11 protein-coding genes are annotated in these 12,882 nt (G+C 66.6%); all 11 read right to left on the reverse strand.

Features of this window, described 5'->3' with window-relative positions; all coding sequences use genetic code 11:
• Positions 1-45 precede the first annotated feature (45 nt).
• Positions 46-624, reverse strand: coding sequence for a PilZ domain-containing protein (locus tag N5C18_RS12665; protein WP_053511008.1), 579 nt, complete (start codon positions 622-624; stop codon positions 46-48).
• Positions 621-914 (reverse strand): hypothetical protein, encoded by a 294-nt coding sequence (locus tag N5C18_RS12670; RefSeq protein ID WP_006443673.1) that lies wholly within the window; start codon positions 912-914, stop codon positions 621-623. The genes N5C18_RS12665 and N5C18_RS12670 overlap by 4 nt, the downstream gene beginning before the upstream one ends.
• Positions 911-1,327: a flagellar export chaperone FliS gene (fliS, locus tag N5C18_RS12675; protein WP_006443675.1), complete on the reverse strand. Its 417-nt coding sequence runs from the start codon at positions 1,325-1,327 to the stop codon at positions 911-913. The genes N5C18_RS12670 and fliS overlap by 4 nt, the downstream gene beginning before the upstream one ends.
• Positions 1,328-1,455: 128 nt before the next feature.
• Positions 1,456-2,874: a flagellar filament capping protein FliD gene (gene fliD / locus N5C18_RS12680; RefSeq protein WP_279944742.1), complete on the reverse strand. Its 1,419-nt coding sequence runs from the start codon at positions 2,872-2,874 to the stop codon at positions 1,456-1,458.
• A 441-nt stretch (positions 2,875-3,315) separates the two neighbouring features.
• Positions 3,316-4,494, reverse strand: coding sequence for a flagellin (locus N5C18_RS12685; protein ID WP_279944743.1), 1,179 nt, complete (start codon positions 4,492-4,494; stop codon positions 3,316-3,318).
• An 86-nt stretch (positions 4,495-4,580) separates the two neighbouring features.
• Complete coding sequence (locus tag N5C18_RS12690) at positions 4,581-5,771, reverse strand: flagellin (protein WP_164240894.1); 1,191 nt, start codon at positions 5,769-5,771, stop codon at positions 4,581-4,583.
• Between the two features lie 72 nt (positions 5,772-5,843).
• Entirely contained in the window at positions 5,844-7,064 is a 1,221-nt protein-coding gene (locus N5C18_RS12695; RefSeq protein WP_008266078.1) for a flagellin, read from the reverse strand.
• A gap of 385 nt (positions 7,065-7,449) precedes the next feature.
• Positions 7,450-8,652 carry a flagellar hook-associated protein FlgL gene (gene flgL, locus N5C18_RS12700; protein WP_008266080.1) on the reverse strand — a complete coding sequence of 401 codons (1,203 nt, stop codon included), beginning with the start codon at positions 8,650-8,652 and terminating at the stop codon, positions 7,450-7,452.
• Positions 8,649-10,529, reverse strand: coding sequence for a flagellar hook-associated protein FlgK (gene flgK, locus N5C18_RS12705; protein ID WP_006443844.1), 1,881 nt, complete (start codon positions 10,527-10,529; stop codon positions 8,649-8,651). Before flgK ends, flgL begins: the two co-directional genes overlap by 4 nt.
• Before the next feature lie 8 nt (positions 10,530-10,537).
• Positions 10,538-11,737, reverse strand: coding sequence for a flagellar assembly peptidoglycan hydrolase FlgJ (gene flgJ, locus N5C18_RS12710; protein WP_053511837.1), 1,200 nt, complete (start codon positions 11,735-11,737; stop codon positions 10,538-10,540).
• 1 nt (position 11,738) lies between these two features.
• A complete protein-coding gene (locus N5C18_RS12715; RefSeq protein WP_006443848.1) occupies positions 11,739-12,881 on the reverse strand; it encodes a flagellar basal body P-ring protein FlgI in 1,143 nt (380 codons plus the stop codon).
• Position 12,882: the final 1 nt, after the last annotated feature.

The raw sequence follows: 12,882 nt of genomic DNA on the forward strand, positions 1-12,882 counted from the left end.
ACGGGCGCGCCAAGCGTTGCCTGTCCTGCATCGCAATGCTGGGTTTCAGCGGGCCCGGCGAGCCTCGGCCACCTGGCGGCGGTGCAGGCGGAACAGGTGCCGCTCCATGGCCATTTCCAGGCCGTCGCCGAGGCGCTGGAAGCGCAGCCAGAGATAGTGGCCACCGCCGCCATCGGCGGCTTCGGCGATCACTTCCACCGGCAGGTCGATATGGTCGGGCAGCCAGTCGCTGGGCTGCAGCCGCACCAGTCCGGCCTGGCCAGGCGTGGCGCCGCTGCGCGGGCCCAGCTGCAGGCGGATGCCACGGCGTGACCAGCGCACCGGGCGCAGGGTCAGTTCCTGGCCCTGCTGGCGGACCAGCCGGCCGAGCAGCACCATCGCCAGGTCCAGCTTGGCCTCGAGCCGCTGCAGCTGCAGGCTGGCCTCGTTGCGGTCGTCATGCTCGTCAACGCGGCTGTCTTCCACCAGCGCCAGGCTGCGCAGCAGGCCTTCGGCGCTGCTGGTGCGGCCGGCGGCACTGCCGGGCTGGAACTCGGCCGGCAGGGCCAGTTCGCAGCTGAGCGTTTCGTCGAACAGCTCGCTTTCGGCGGGGTGGTGCAGCGACGTTGTCGGCAGTTGTGTCATGCCAGCGATTCTGCCTGCAGGTAGGCATGCGCCGCGCGAAGAGAGCGCTGTCCATCGTTCATCAGGGCAGCGACCGCGTCGCGGCGCTGGCGCAGCAGCCCGAGCAGGTTCTGCTGGCGTTCGAACAGCGCGCTCAGTGGTGCGTGGTCGGCCGCGGTGAGCGGCTGGCTGAGCAGGGCATGCAGGGCGCTGTCGTGGCCGTCGAGCAGGCTGTCGGCCTGGTCGAGGGCTTCTTCGCCCAGCGCCTTCTCGAACGCGTCCAGCTGCGCGTGCAGTTCGTGCAGGCTCATGGTGCCACCGCGGCCGGGCGGCGCTGTTCGTGCGGGATCGCGTTCCAGGCGCTGTCGATTTCGCCGAGCAGCTGCAGGGCTTCGTCCAGCGCTGCACGATCATTGTGCAGGTTGGCCTCGGTCAGGCGCTGCAGCACGTAGTCATAGAGTGCCGACAGGTTGCCGGCGATCTCGCCGCCGGCCTCATGGTCCAGCGAGCCGTTGAGGTGGCCGACGATCGCACAGACTTCGCCGATCGCCTTGCCCTTGCCGGCCTGGTCGCCACGCTCGAGGCTGGCCTGTGCGCGGCGCACGCGCTCCAGCGCGCCGGCCAGCAGCATCGCCACCAGCTTGTGCGGATCGGCGTCGGCGACCGCACTGGTCACTCCCACCTGGCGGTACTGTTCGGCATATTGACGGCTGGAACCGTACATTCGTGATTCTCCTTGCGCGGGGTGCCGCCGGGCGATCGAGGGGACCGTTGCCGGCGGCGCGGCGATGATTGCTGTTGCGTCCGTTATCGGTGCGTTGCACGCCAAACTTGAGCGTTGCGCGTAGACCTTCAGCGGTTCAGCTGTGCCAGCTGCTGCTGCAGCGACGTATTGCTCTGCTGCAGCTTGCCCATCAGGCTGTCCAGCGCGATGAACTGCTTCTTGTAACGCTCTTCCACGCTCTTCATGCGCGTGTCCAGGTCCTTGCGGCGCTTGTCGATGTTGTCGAGCGTGGTGTTGAGGCCTTTGGTGCGGGCGACGAAGGCGCCTTCCTTGCCGACCGTGGTGCTGACATAGCCGTCGACCATGGTGTAGAGCGTGCCGGCACCGCCGGTGTCACCGGTGATGGCCGAGCGGATCTTTTCAGGCTGGCTGGCCAGTGCGGCGGCAAACTTGGTGGTATCCAGCACCAGGCTGCCGTCGGCGTTTGGATAACCGCGTGTCTGCAGGCCCAGTACCTTCGGGTCCAGGCCGTCGGCGGAAAGCTCCTTCAGCACGCCCGACATCATGGAACGCAGCTGGCTGGCGGCACCACGCATCTGCGCGTCGCCGGTCAGCGTGGCCGCTTCCTTGGTCTTGGCGTCGTACTTGGTTTCGGTGTTGATCGCTGCGATGGCCGCGTTGTAGGCGGTCACGAATTCCTGCATCACCTTGGTGGCGGCGGCCGTGTCGGTACTGATCACGACCGTGCTCTTGCCGGGAACCTTCAGGTTCAGGGTCAGGCCAGGCACCGCATCTGCCACCGTATTGCTGGCGCTGACAACCTTGACGCCATCGATGGTCAGTTCGGCGTCCGCTGCAGCGGTGTTCTGTTTCAGGCTGCCGACCAGTGCGCTCAGCTTGGGATCACTGCCGCCGTACTCCAGCTTGATCGCATTGGCGGCACCGGTCTTCTCCTGGGCGATCGACAGGTACTGGTTGTCGCCGGAGGTGATCAGTGTGGCCTGGACGCCTTCCTTGCGGCCGGCGGCATCGATCTTGTTGCGGATGGTGGTCAGCGTGTCGCCGTCCTCCACCGCCACGTTCATGGTCTTGGCCTTGTCGCCCACGCCGACGGTCAGCGTCAAGGTTCCGGCGCCGAAGGTGTCGGTCTTCGGGAACGAGGTGTCGGCAATCAGCTTGTGCGCCGTGGCGAGGGATGTCACCTCCACCTGGTGCGTGCCGTTCGACGCGGCCGCCTTGGTCGTGCCCAGGTCGTACAGCGCCACCGATGCGGTGAGCACATCCTCGGTGTTGGCGGGCTGCGCCTTGCCGCTGGCGGTCACCGTGCGGGTATCGAAGGCGGTGGTGGCCTTCAGCGCGGTCAGTGCAGTCTTCAGCTTGTCGAAGGCCGAGGTGACGGTGCCGATCGACGACAGCTGCATCTTGGCTTTGGACTGCTGCAGGTTCAGTGCATTGTCGGCCGGCTTGCGGTCTGCTGCGACCAGCTGGTTGACGATGCTGGAGATATCCAGTCCCGAGCCAATGCCACCGTATCCAAAGTCTGCCACGTCGTTTCTCCTGGTATACGGGCCTGGCCGTCGTGCGGTGGCCCGTCGTCAACGAAAATAGCGGCCTGCGCCGCTGGGTCTTGAGGACTTCGTTGATGCATGCGCCGTGCCAATGCTCTGGCGCAGGTTCTGGCACGCAGGTTGCAGGAGGGTTGGGGCAGGGTGCGGGGAGGTTCACCGCGGGCTGCCGGGAGTCTGCAAAAAACCCTCCCCCAATGCAGGGGAGGGGTCAGGCTACTGACAATCGGGGGGAGACGAAGCCGCCCGGTACGTACAGTCAAAGGTACAGCGCTGAAAGAGAGGTCCGCAGGAGCGGGCGATGCCAAGCCGGTTCGGGAGGGTTCCCGGGCCGGGCATGGCCCGCGCCTTCGCGCATCGTGGCTTCCGGGTTGCCGCTGCCGTCGGTTCAATCCGACGGCAGCGGCGCCTTCTTGCCGTGGATCAGCGCAGCAGGCTGAGCACGCCCTGCGGCACCTGGTTGGCCTGGGCCAGCATGGCCGTACCGGCCTGCTGCAGGATCTGGGTGCGGGTCAGCTCGGCGGTTTCCTTGGCGAAGTCGGTGTCCTTGATGCGGCTGCGCGACGCCGACAGGTTTTCCGACGAGGTCTGCAGGTTGGCCACGACCGAGGTGAAGCGGTTCTGGATGGCACCGAGGTCGGCGCGGGTGCTGTTGATCGCACCCAGGGCCTTGTCGACCACTTCCAGCGCCTGCTGGGCGCCGAGCACGGTGCTCACGTCCAGCTTCTGCACGTTGGCGGCGGTGGCGGTGCCAGCGGTGTAACCAGCGGCTGCATTCTTCGCGCCCCACACGCCGGTGCCGGCGTTCAGGTCGCTGCGCTCAAGCGCGATGTCGGCAGCGACGACCGCCTTGCCTTCCTTCACCGAGCTCAGCTTCATCGTGCCGTCGGCATTGGCTTCGGCGTAGATGCCGGCCTCGCCGATCTTGGCGTTGATCGCGGTGGCGACTGCCTTCGAAGCATCAGCGGTGGTTGCACCGGCCTTCAGTTCGACGGTGCCGATGTCCACGCCCATCACCTTGCCGGTGATGCGCGAGCCATCGGTGCTGGCGACCAGCGCGTCAGTGGCACCGCTTGCGAAGGTCGAGGTGCCCAGCGAACCCGCCTTGGCGTCGATGGTCTTGTCGATGGCGATCGACTGGCCTGCGTTGGCGCCGACCTGGAACAGCTGGCTGGAGAACGAGCCGTCCAGCAGCTTGGTGCCGTTGAAGTCCGACTGCTTGGCAACGCGATCGATTTCCGAGACCAGCTGGGTCACTTCGGCCTGCAGCGCCTTGCGGTCGCTGGCCGAGTTGGTGGCGTTGGAGGCCTGCACCGACAGCTCGCGGACGCGCTGCAGGTTGTTGCCGATTTCGGTCAGCGAACCTTCGGCGACCTGGGCCAGCGAGATGCCGTCGTTGGCATTGCGGATGGCGACGTCGGTACCGCGGATCTGGGTGCCGAAGCGCTCGGAGATCGCCAGGCCGGCCGCGTCGTCCTTGGCGCTGTTGATGCGCGAACCGGAGGACAGGCGCTGGATGGTGGTGGCCAGCGAGCTGCCGCTGGTGCTCAGGTTGCGCTGAGCATTCAACGACATCGTATTGGTGTTGATGACTTGTGCCATGGTGCTTTTCCTTTGGCGAAGGTGGAACGTGTTTCAGGATCCGGGCGCCGCCTCATGCGGCGCCCGGAGGTCGATCAGAGAGCGGATCAGCGCAACAGGCTGAGCACGCCCTGCGGCACCTGGTTGGCCTGGGCCAGCATGGCCGTACCGGCCTGCTGCAGGATCTGGGTGCGGGTCAGCTCGGCGGTTTCCTTGGCGAAGTCGGTGTCCTTGATGCGGCTGCGCGACGCCGACAGGTTTTCCGACGAGGTCTGCAGGTTGGCCACGACCGAGGTGAAGCGGTTCTGGATCGCACCGAGGTCGGCGCGGGTGCTGTTGATCGCACCCAGGGCCTTGTCGACGATTTCCATCGCCTGCTGGGCGCCCTTCACCGTGCTGACGTCCAGGTTGCTGGCGTACTTCGAGGCCGGTGCCGCGCCGGCGGCGGTGGCGGTGAAGGTGGCCTGCGTGTTGCCTGCCCAGGTACCCGGAGTGGCAGTGATCGCCTTGAACGAGCCATCGGCGTTGACGCTGTCCTTGACCGAGGTCAGGGTGACACCGGCGGTGCCGTTCACTTCGGCGTAGACGCCGGTTTCGCCGATCTTGGCGTTGATCGCAGTCACCAGTGCTTCACGCGAGGCCTTGCCGGTGGCAGCGGCGTCGGCGCCCTGCTTGACCGAGACATCGGCGATGGCCACACCATTGATGGACAGACCGGTGGTGGTGAAGTCCGCATTCGCGGTCGGATCGGCCAGGGCCAGCGAGTTGGTATCGAACTTGGCACCGCCCAGGGCATTGGCCTTGGCGTCGATGGTCTTGTCGATGGCGATGGCCTGGCCGGCGTTGGCGCCAACCTGGAACAGCTGGCTGGAGAACGAGCCGTCCAGCAGCTTGGTGCCGTTGAAGTCCGACTGCTTGGCAACGCGGTCGATTTCCGAGACCAGCTGGGTCACTTCGGCCTGCAGCGCCTTGCGGTCGCTGGCCGAGTTGGTGGCGTTGGAGGCCTGCACCGACAGCTCGCGGACGCGCTGCAGGTTGTTGCCGATTTCGGTCAGCGAACCTTCGGCGACCTGGGCCAGCGAGATGCCGTCGTTGGCATTGCGGATGGCGACGTCGGTGCCGCGGATCTGGGTGCCGAAGCGCTCGGAGATCGCCAGGCCGGCCGCGTCGTCCTTGGCGCTGTTGATGCGCGAACCGGAGGACAGGCGCTGGATGGTGGTGGCCAGCGAGCTGCCGCTGGTGCTCAGGTTACGCTGAGCATTCAACGACATCGTATTGGTGTTGATGACTTGTGCCATGAGGAGAGGTCCTTGAGCGGTTGCACGTGAGTTGGGTTAGACGCCCCCGACGTGCCCCGGGGGCGGCTCATGTCAGCGCTGCAACAGGCTGAGCACGTTCTGCGGTACCTGGTTGGCCTGGGCCAGCATGGCCGTACCGGCCTGCTGCAGGATCTGGGTGCGGGTCAGCTCGGCGGTTTCCTTGGCGAAGTCGGTATCGCGGATGCGGCTGCGCGAGGCCGACAGGTTCTCCGAGGAGGTCTGCAGGTTGGCCACCACCGAGGTGAAGCGGTTCTGGATCGCGCCGAGGTCGGCGCGGACGCTGTTGACCGATTCCAGGGCCTTGTCGACGATCGACAGCGCCTTCTGCGCGCCTTCGGCCGTGGTGACGTTCAGGTCCTTGACGAAGTTCGACGCAGCGCCGGTCAGCAGGCCGCCGTTGGTGCTGGTCTCGGTCAGGCCGAGGCCGGCGATGGTCGCCGCGGTGGCGCCGGTCGGCGGGGTGGCGGCGCTGACGCCCAGGGTGAAGGTCTGGCCGTCCTTGACCGAGGCCAGGCTGACCACGCCGGCGTTGACCGAGGCCATGACGCCGGTTTCGCCCAGCTTGCCGTTGATCGCGGCGGCGGTGGCCGAGGTGATCGACTCGCCCGCCTTCACGGTGAAGTCGTTGATGGTGACCGTGGTGGCGGTGCCGCCCGGCGGGGTCACCGAGATCTGCAGGCCGGAGTAGGTGGTGTCGGCGGTGGCCTTGTCGGCGGCTGCCAGGCTGGTGCCGGTGTAGCCGTTGGCGAAGGTGGCGGCGCCCAGCGAATCGGCCTTGGCGTTGACCACGCTGTTGATGGCGATGGCCTGGCCGGCGTTGGCACCGACCTGGAACAGCTGGCTGGTGAAGGAGCCGTCCAGCAGCTTGGTGCCGTTGAAGTCGGCCTGCTTGGCGACGCGGTCCACTTCCGAGACCAGCTGGGTCACTTCGGCCTGCAGCGCCTTGCGGTCGCTGGAGGAGTTGGTGGCGTTGGAGGACTGCACCGCCAGTTCGCGGATGCGCTGCAGGTTGTTGCCGACTTCGCTCAGCGAACCCTCGGCGACCTGGGCCAGCGAGATACCGTCGTTGGCATTGCGGATGGCCACGTCCAGACCACGGATCTGGGTGGTGAAGCGCTCGCTGATGGCCAGGCCGGCCGCGTCGTCCTTCGCGCTGTTGATGCGCAGGCCGGACGAGAGGCGCTGGATGGTGGTAGCGAGCGAGCTGCCGCTGGTGCTCAGGTTGCGCTGAGCGTTGAGCGACATCGTATTGGTGTTGATTACCTGTGCCATGGGGTCGTCTCCTCTTATATGGAACCCGTTGGTGAATGAAACGAAGCGCCGCCGGTTTTTTTGTGTGGCTGTGTGCTTCGCTGTTGCCAAATGAATAACGGCGCTTTGTCAACAACCTTTAGCCGTGAATTCCGCTGGAGCCGAAATTCGGTGCTGGAGGCTGTTTTTCCCGGGTTTTTCAGCCCTGGAAGGGCGTGAAGGCAATCCCGGAAAGGGGCGGTCGGGGCAGGCCCGACCAGCGCTGATGAAGGTATCGGCGGGGCAGCGCCGGCCTTGATGGGCAATCACGGGTATTCCGCCGCAGCGGGCATGGCGCCGGGCACGGAAACGAAAAAGGCCGCGATGCAGGGCATCGCGGCCTTTCAGGGGTGACGCAAGGAAAGCGTCAGCGGATCTTGTTGAACAACGACATCGACTGCATCTGCGAGAAGATCGTCTGTGCCGCCTGCAGCGCGGTGCTCTGCAGCTGGTACTGGCTCAGGGCGTCGGCATAGTCCAGGTCGCGCATCTGCGACAGTGTGGTTTTCAAGGTCACGCCGTTGGCCTCGCGCATGTCCGCGGCGTTATCCAATGCCTTCAGCTGTGCGCCGCCTGCGGCACGTGAATCGATCATGCGTTCGGAGGCGCGTGCCACGTCGCGCAGGGCACTCTGCAGCTCGTTCTGCTGCGCGGACATCTTCGCGGTGGTTCCGGTGTCGGCATCCAGCGCGGCGATCAGCTTGTCCATGGTGTCGAAGATGTCGCGGCTGCTCGCGGGCGTGACGTTGAAGCTGTCACCCGCAGCGGGTGCACCGGTGATCTGCAGGCGTACGCCGTTCACTTCCACGTTGTCACCCGCCTTGTAGGTGCCGGTACCGGTGACGTTGCCCGCGCCGTCCAGCACCTGGTACTGGTCGGCAGCGGTGAAGCGGATGCTGAAGGCCTGCCCGTTCCAGCTGTCGCTGCCATCGCGGGTGATGTTGGTCAGCACGCCGTTGCCGGTGTTGCCGGCCGCCGCGCCGCCATCGACAAAGCCATCGCCAGTGGGGATGCGCATGAATATCTCGCTGCCGGGCAGCGCATCGCGCACGTAGGTATCCGGGCCGACTTCGATCTGGCGCTGGGTCTGGTCGCCCCGGTAGACCACCTTGCCGTTGATCTTGGCAAACGGCGGGTCGCCGTCGTTGGTGCCGCCGAACACATAGCGGCCGGTACCATCGTCGGCATTGGCCAGCGACAGCAGGCCATCGCGGATCTGGTTCAGCTCGGTGATCAGGGTCTTCTTGTCCGGTGCACTCAGCGCCGGGTTGCTGGCCTGGATGGTCAGATCATTGACGCGCGCCATCAGGTCGTTGACCTGGGCCAGGGTGTTTTCCTGCACGCCCAGCCGGTTCTGCACGTTGCCGGCGTTGAGCTTCATGCGGTCAAGCGCGGCCAGGCTGCGGTCAAGACCCACGGCGGCACCGGCGGCGACCGGATCGTCCTTGGCGCTGACGATCTTGCTGCCGGTGGCGATCTGCTGCTCCAGGTGGCTGAGCTTGGCCTGCTTGGCCATCATCAGCGACACGGACTGGTTGAACATCATGCTGGTGGAGATGCGGCTGCTCATCGGCGGACGGCTCCCAGGATGGTCTGGAACATGCTGTCGGCGGTGGAAATCAGCTGCGAGGCGGCCTGGTAGGCCTGCTGCAGGCGCAGCATGTCGGCCGCTTCCTCGTCCAGGTTGACCCCGGACACTTCATCACGCGCTTCCTGCGCCTTGTCGTTGATCACCAGCTGCGCTTCCAGCGAGTACTCGGCCGAGCGGGCCGCGGCACCGACCTGGGTGGTCAGGCCGCCGAGGGCGCCGTTCAGGGTGACCGTGCCGCTGTTGAACGCCTTGGCGCTCTCCACCTTGGCCAGCCGGGAGGCATTGCTGTTGTCCGACGAGCCGGCCGGGGTAGGGGTGATGTTGAAGGTGTCGCCGACCTTCGGCGCACCGTCCAGCACGAAGCTCCAGCCATTGGCGCTGATGGTCTGGCCCGGGGTGTAGGTCTGCGGCGGGCCACCATCGATGGTGTAGGTGGTGGCCGAGGTGAACACGATCGCAGCCGGATTGCGCAGGTTGGCGTTGGTCGAATCGCTGACGGTGACCCCGCTCAGCTTGCCGGTGCCGGTGTTGGATGTGGCGGCAGCACCCTTCACCGCCGCAGCGGCGGCGATGCGCGAGGGATCGGTGATCGCCACTTCCATGCTGCCGGCCACGCCAGCGGTGGGCTGCAGCAGGAATCGATCATTGGCAGCCGGGGTACCGCCGACCACCAGCTTGACGCCATTGATCACCAGCGGATCGGTGGCGGTGCCGGTACCGGTCAGCGGCACGTTGGCGCCGGTGTCGGCGCGGCTGGCCTTCCACTGGGTGCCATCGAACTGCAGCACCACGTTCTGCGCGTCCAGCTTGCCCAGGTCGCCATAGGTGGCGCTGAGGCTGGCCGTGCCGGTGTTGGCATTGTTGGCGGTGACGCGCGGATTGCCGATGTTGAAGAAATCACCGCCCAGCTGGCCATACATGTCCACACCCTGGTGATGGGTCTGGTTGAAGGTCTCGGCCAGGCCGACGGCCAGCTTGCCCAGTTCGGCCTGGGCCGGGGTCAGCACCGTGTCGCGGAATTCCAGCAGGCCGCCGATCTGGCCACCGACGGCCTTTGCGTCAAGCCGGATCGTGTTGCCCTGGGTCTCCAGCGCCAGCTGCAGGCGCTCGGGCTGGTAGGGGTCGGCCACGGTGGTGACCTTGGTCGCCGTGGTGCCCACCACCAGTGCGTTGCCGCCGGCGGTGTAGACATTCATGATGCCGCCGTCCTGGATCACCGCCGTGCCGCCGGTGTAGCCGATCAGCTGGGTGATCAGCTGGTCGCGGCGATCAAGCAGGTCCGGCGCGGCATTGGCGATGTTGGTGCCGATGGCGCCGTTGATCTGCGCGATTTCCTGCGCCAGGCGGTTGACTTCGGTGGCACCGGCCAGCAGGCCGTTGTTGACCTCGCCATTGAGGTTGTTCAGGTGCGTGTTGAGCTGCACGAAGCGGTTGGCCAGGGCCTTGCCGCCGTCGAGCATGTTCTGCCGGTCGGCGGTGCCGGAGGCGTTGGAGGACAGGCCGCTGACCGAGTCGAAGAAGTTCGACCAGACGCCGGCGATGTTGGTCGCGCCTTCCGAGAACAGCGAGTTGACCCGGTCGGCCATGCCGGAAAGCTGCTTCAGGCGTGCCAGCTCGCCGCTGCTGTCGAGCAGGCGCGAGATCGCCAGCTGGTCGGCGGTGCGGCGGATATCGGTGATGCGGGTGCCGTTGCCGACCGTGCCATAGCCGTAGTTCTGCGGATCAGCGGTAGCGAAGTTGACCTTCTGCCGGCTGTAACCCGGGGTATTGAGGTTGGCCACGTTGTGGCTGGTGGTCGCCAACGCACGCTGGAAGGCGAGCAGGGCACCGGTACCGGTGGAAAGTACGCTGGACATGGGGTTCCTCAACGACGAGTGATACCCAGCGCCGCGGTTGCGGTGCTGGCGAAGGTCTGGCCAAGGCGCGTGCCGGCGTCGGCCACGGCGCTGACGGCGCGCTCGATGGTCGGGCCGCCGGCGATCGCGGCGATCTTGGCGGCGTAGCGTGGGTCGGTGGCATAGCCGGCACGCTGCAGGCCACGCGCGAAGCCCTGCACGTCGGTGCCGGCCTGCAGGGCCTGCTGGTAGCGCGGGCTGGTCTTCAACAGGCGCACGTAGTCGGCGAAGCTTTCGGCCGGCGAACTGTAGGCACGGAAGCTGGCGGTCTCGTTGCGGCGCACGCCATCGACATATTCATGGGTGCCGGCCACGGCACGCTGGCCGCTCCAGCCATTGGCCTTGATGCCGAACAGGTTGTGCGAAGTGCTGCCGTCGGCATGCTTGATGTGACGCTTGCCCCAGCCGGTTTCCAGCGCTGCCTGGGCGACCAGCGCGCGGGCATCCACGCCGAGCTCCTTGGCTGCGCTCTGCGCGTGCTGCCAGATGCTGGCAACGAAGCCCTCCGGGGTATGCTCGCCGAGCTGGGCCACGGCGGTGCGGGTGGCCAGGGCATCGGCCGGACTGATCGCGGTGCCGCGATTGCTGGCGGTCGCCGCCCACTGGTCGCTGCCAGCCGCCCAGTCATCGCCCTGCAGGCTGCCGATGTAGGGATCGTCGGTGCCGAGTGAGCGGTGCATGCTGCTGCTCTCGCGGCCGGCAATCAGGTCCAGTGCCTGCTCCATCGGTGCCACCGCGGCCTGCGCGCCGGACTGTGCGCCGGCCGCCATCTGCTGCAGCAGGCGCACGGCCTGGCTGCCGTCTTCCAATGGCAGCGACGGTGCCGGCCTGGCCGGTGCGTTCAGCTGGTAGGCGCGGCTGGCCTTGGCCGGGTCCACGCGGGTATCCAGCGCCGGGCCGTCGGCGGCCTGGCCGGACAGCTGGCGGCTGATCATGCCCGACAGGCCCAGGCCCTTGCCGCGTGTCATCGCCTCGGCAATCTTCTGGTCGTACATGTCGCGGAACATCTTGTTCTCGCCGGGGAACAGCGAATCGCCGAAGCTGGCGTCACGCATGCTCTTGACCAGCATCTGCGCGAACTGGCCTTCCAGCTGGCGCGCGACCTTGTCGATCTTGGCCGGATCGTTCTGTTGCGCCGGGTGCAGATCGAATGCGGGATTGATGCGCATGTCAGATCACCTCGAGTTCGGCACTCAGTGCGCCGGCCTGCTTCAGGGCTTCCAGGATCGCGATGAGATCGCCCGGCGCCGCGCCCACGGCGTTCACCGCGTGCACGATTTCGTCAAGGGTAGTGCCGCCGCTGAACTTGAACATGCGGCTGCCGTCGTTGGTGGCGGTGATGGTCGACTGCGGGCTGGCCACGGTGCGACCGCCGGACAGGGCGTTGGGCTGGCTGACGTTGGTGTTTTCCTGGATCGTCACCGTCAGCGAACCATGCGAGATCGCGGCCGGGCCGACCCGTACCTGCTGGCCGATGACCACGGTGCCGGTGCGCGAATTGACCACCACCTTGGCCGGCGCGCTGCCCGGGGTCAGCTCCAGGTTCTCGATGCGTGCCAGCAGGCCGATGCGCGCGCCGGGATCGGTGGGTGCGGTGACCGCCACGGTTACACCATCGACGGCACGCGCCGCGCCCTCGCCGAAGGCGTTGTTGAGTGCAGCGACCATGCGCGAGACGGTGGTGAAATCGTTGTTGTGCAGGTTCAGGGTGATGTCGCCGCCATTGGCGAGCGGATCGGGCAGGGCACGTTCAACCGTGGCGCCGTTGGGAATGCGGCCGACGCTGGGCACGTTCACCGAGACGCGGGAACCGTCCTTGCCCTGCGCACCGAAGCCGCCGACGATCAGGTTGCCCTGGGCGATCGCGTAGATCTGGCCATCGGCACCGCGCAGCGGAGCCATCAGCAGCGAGCCGCCACGCAGGGACACCGCATTGCCGATCGAGGACACGGTGATGTCGATCGGCTGGCCCGGCTTGGCGAACGGCGGCAGTTCGGCATGGATCGCCACCGCCGCCACGTTCTTCAGCTGCGGGTTGACGTTCGGCGGCACATTGACGCCGAGCTCGCCGAGCAGGTTCTTCAGGCTCTGCACGGTGAACGGTGCCTGGCTGGTGCGGTCACCGCTGCCATCCAGGCCCACCACCAGGCCGTAGCCCACCAGCGCATTGCCGCGCACGCCACCGACCTGGGCCAGGTCCTTGATGCGCTCGGCGCTGGCCGGCGCAGCCATTGCCAGCAGGAGGAAGAATGATCCGTAGAGCGACGCGATGCGTCGCTGCCACGTAGAAGAGAAGAGAGCTTTCATGGCCATA

This window comes from Stenotrophomonas sp. GD03930 (assembly GCF_029839665.1).
Taxonomy (GTDB): domain Bacteria; phylum Pseudomonadota; class Gammaproteobacteria; order Xanthomonadales; family Xanthomonadaceae; genus Stenotrophomonas; species Stenotrophomonas forensis.

What these genes read in the sequence shown, in the direction of transcription:
- N5C18_RS12665 (WP_053511008.1), bottom strand. Translation starts at nt 624, where the DNA reads ATGACACAACTGCCGACAACGTCGCTGCACCACCCCGCCGAAAGCGAG.
- N5C18_RS12670 (WP_006443673.1), bottom strand. Translation starts at nt 914, where the DNA reads ATGAGCCTGCACGAACTGCACGCGCAGCTGGACGCGTTCGAGAAGGCG.
- fliS (WP_006443675.1), bottom strand. Translation starts at nt 1,327, where the DNA reads ATGTACGGTTCCAGCCGTCAATATGCCGAACAGTACCGCCAGGTGGGA.
- N5C18_RS12685 (WP_279944743.1), bottom strand. Translation starts at nt 4,494, where the DNA reads ATGGCACAAGTCATCAACACCAATACGATGTCGTTGAATGCTCAGCGC.
- N5C18_RS12690 (WP_164240894.1), bottom strand. Translation starts at nt 5,771, where the DNA reads ATGGCACAAGTCATCAACACCAATACGATGTCGTTGAATGCTCAGCGT.
- N5C18_RS12695 (WP_008266078.1), bottom strand. Translation starts at nt 7,064, where the DNA reads ATGGCACAGGTAATCAACACCAATACGATGTCGCTCAACGCTCAGCGC.
- flgL (WP_008266080.1), bottom strand. Translation starts at nt 8,652, where the DNA reads ATGAGCAGCCGCATCTCCACCAGCATGATGTTCAACCAGTCCGTGTCG.
- flgK (WP_006443844.1), bottom strand. Translation starts at nt 10,529, where the DNA reads ATGTCCAGCGTACTTTCCACCGGTACCGGTGCCCTGCTCGCCTTCCAG.
- flgJ (WP_053511837.1), bottom strand. Translation starts at nt 11,737, where the DNA reads ATGCGCATCAATCCCGCATTCGATCTGCACCCGGCGCAACAGAACGAT.
- N5C18_RS12715 (WP_006443848.1), bottom strand. Translation starts at nt 12,881, where the DNA reads ATGGCCATGAAAGCTCTCTTCTCTTCTACGTGGCAGCGACGCATCGCG.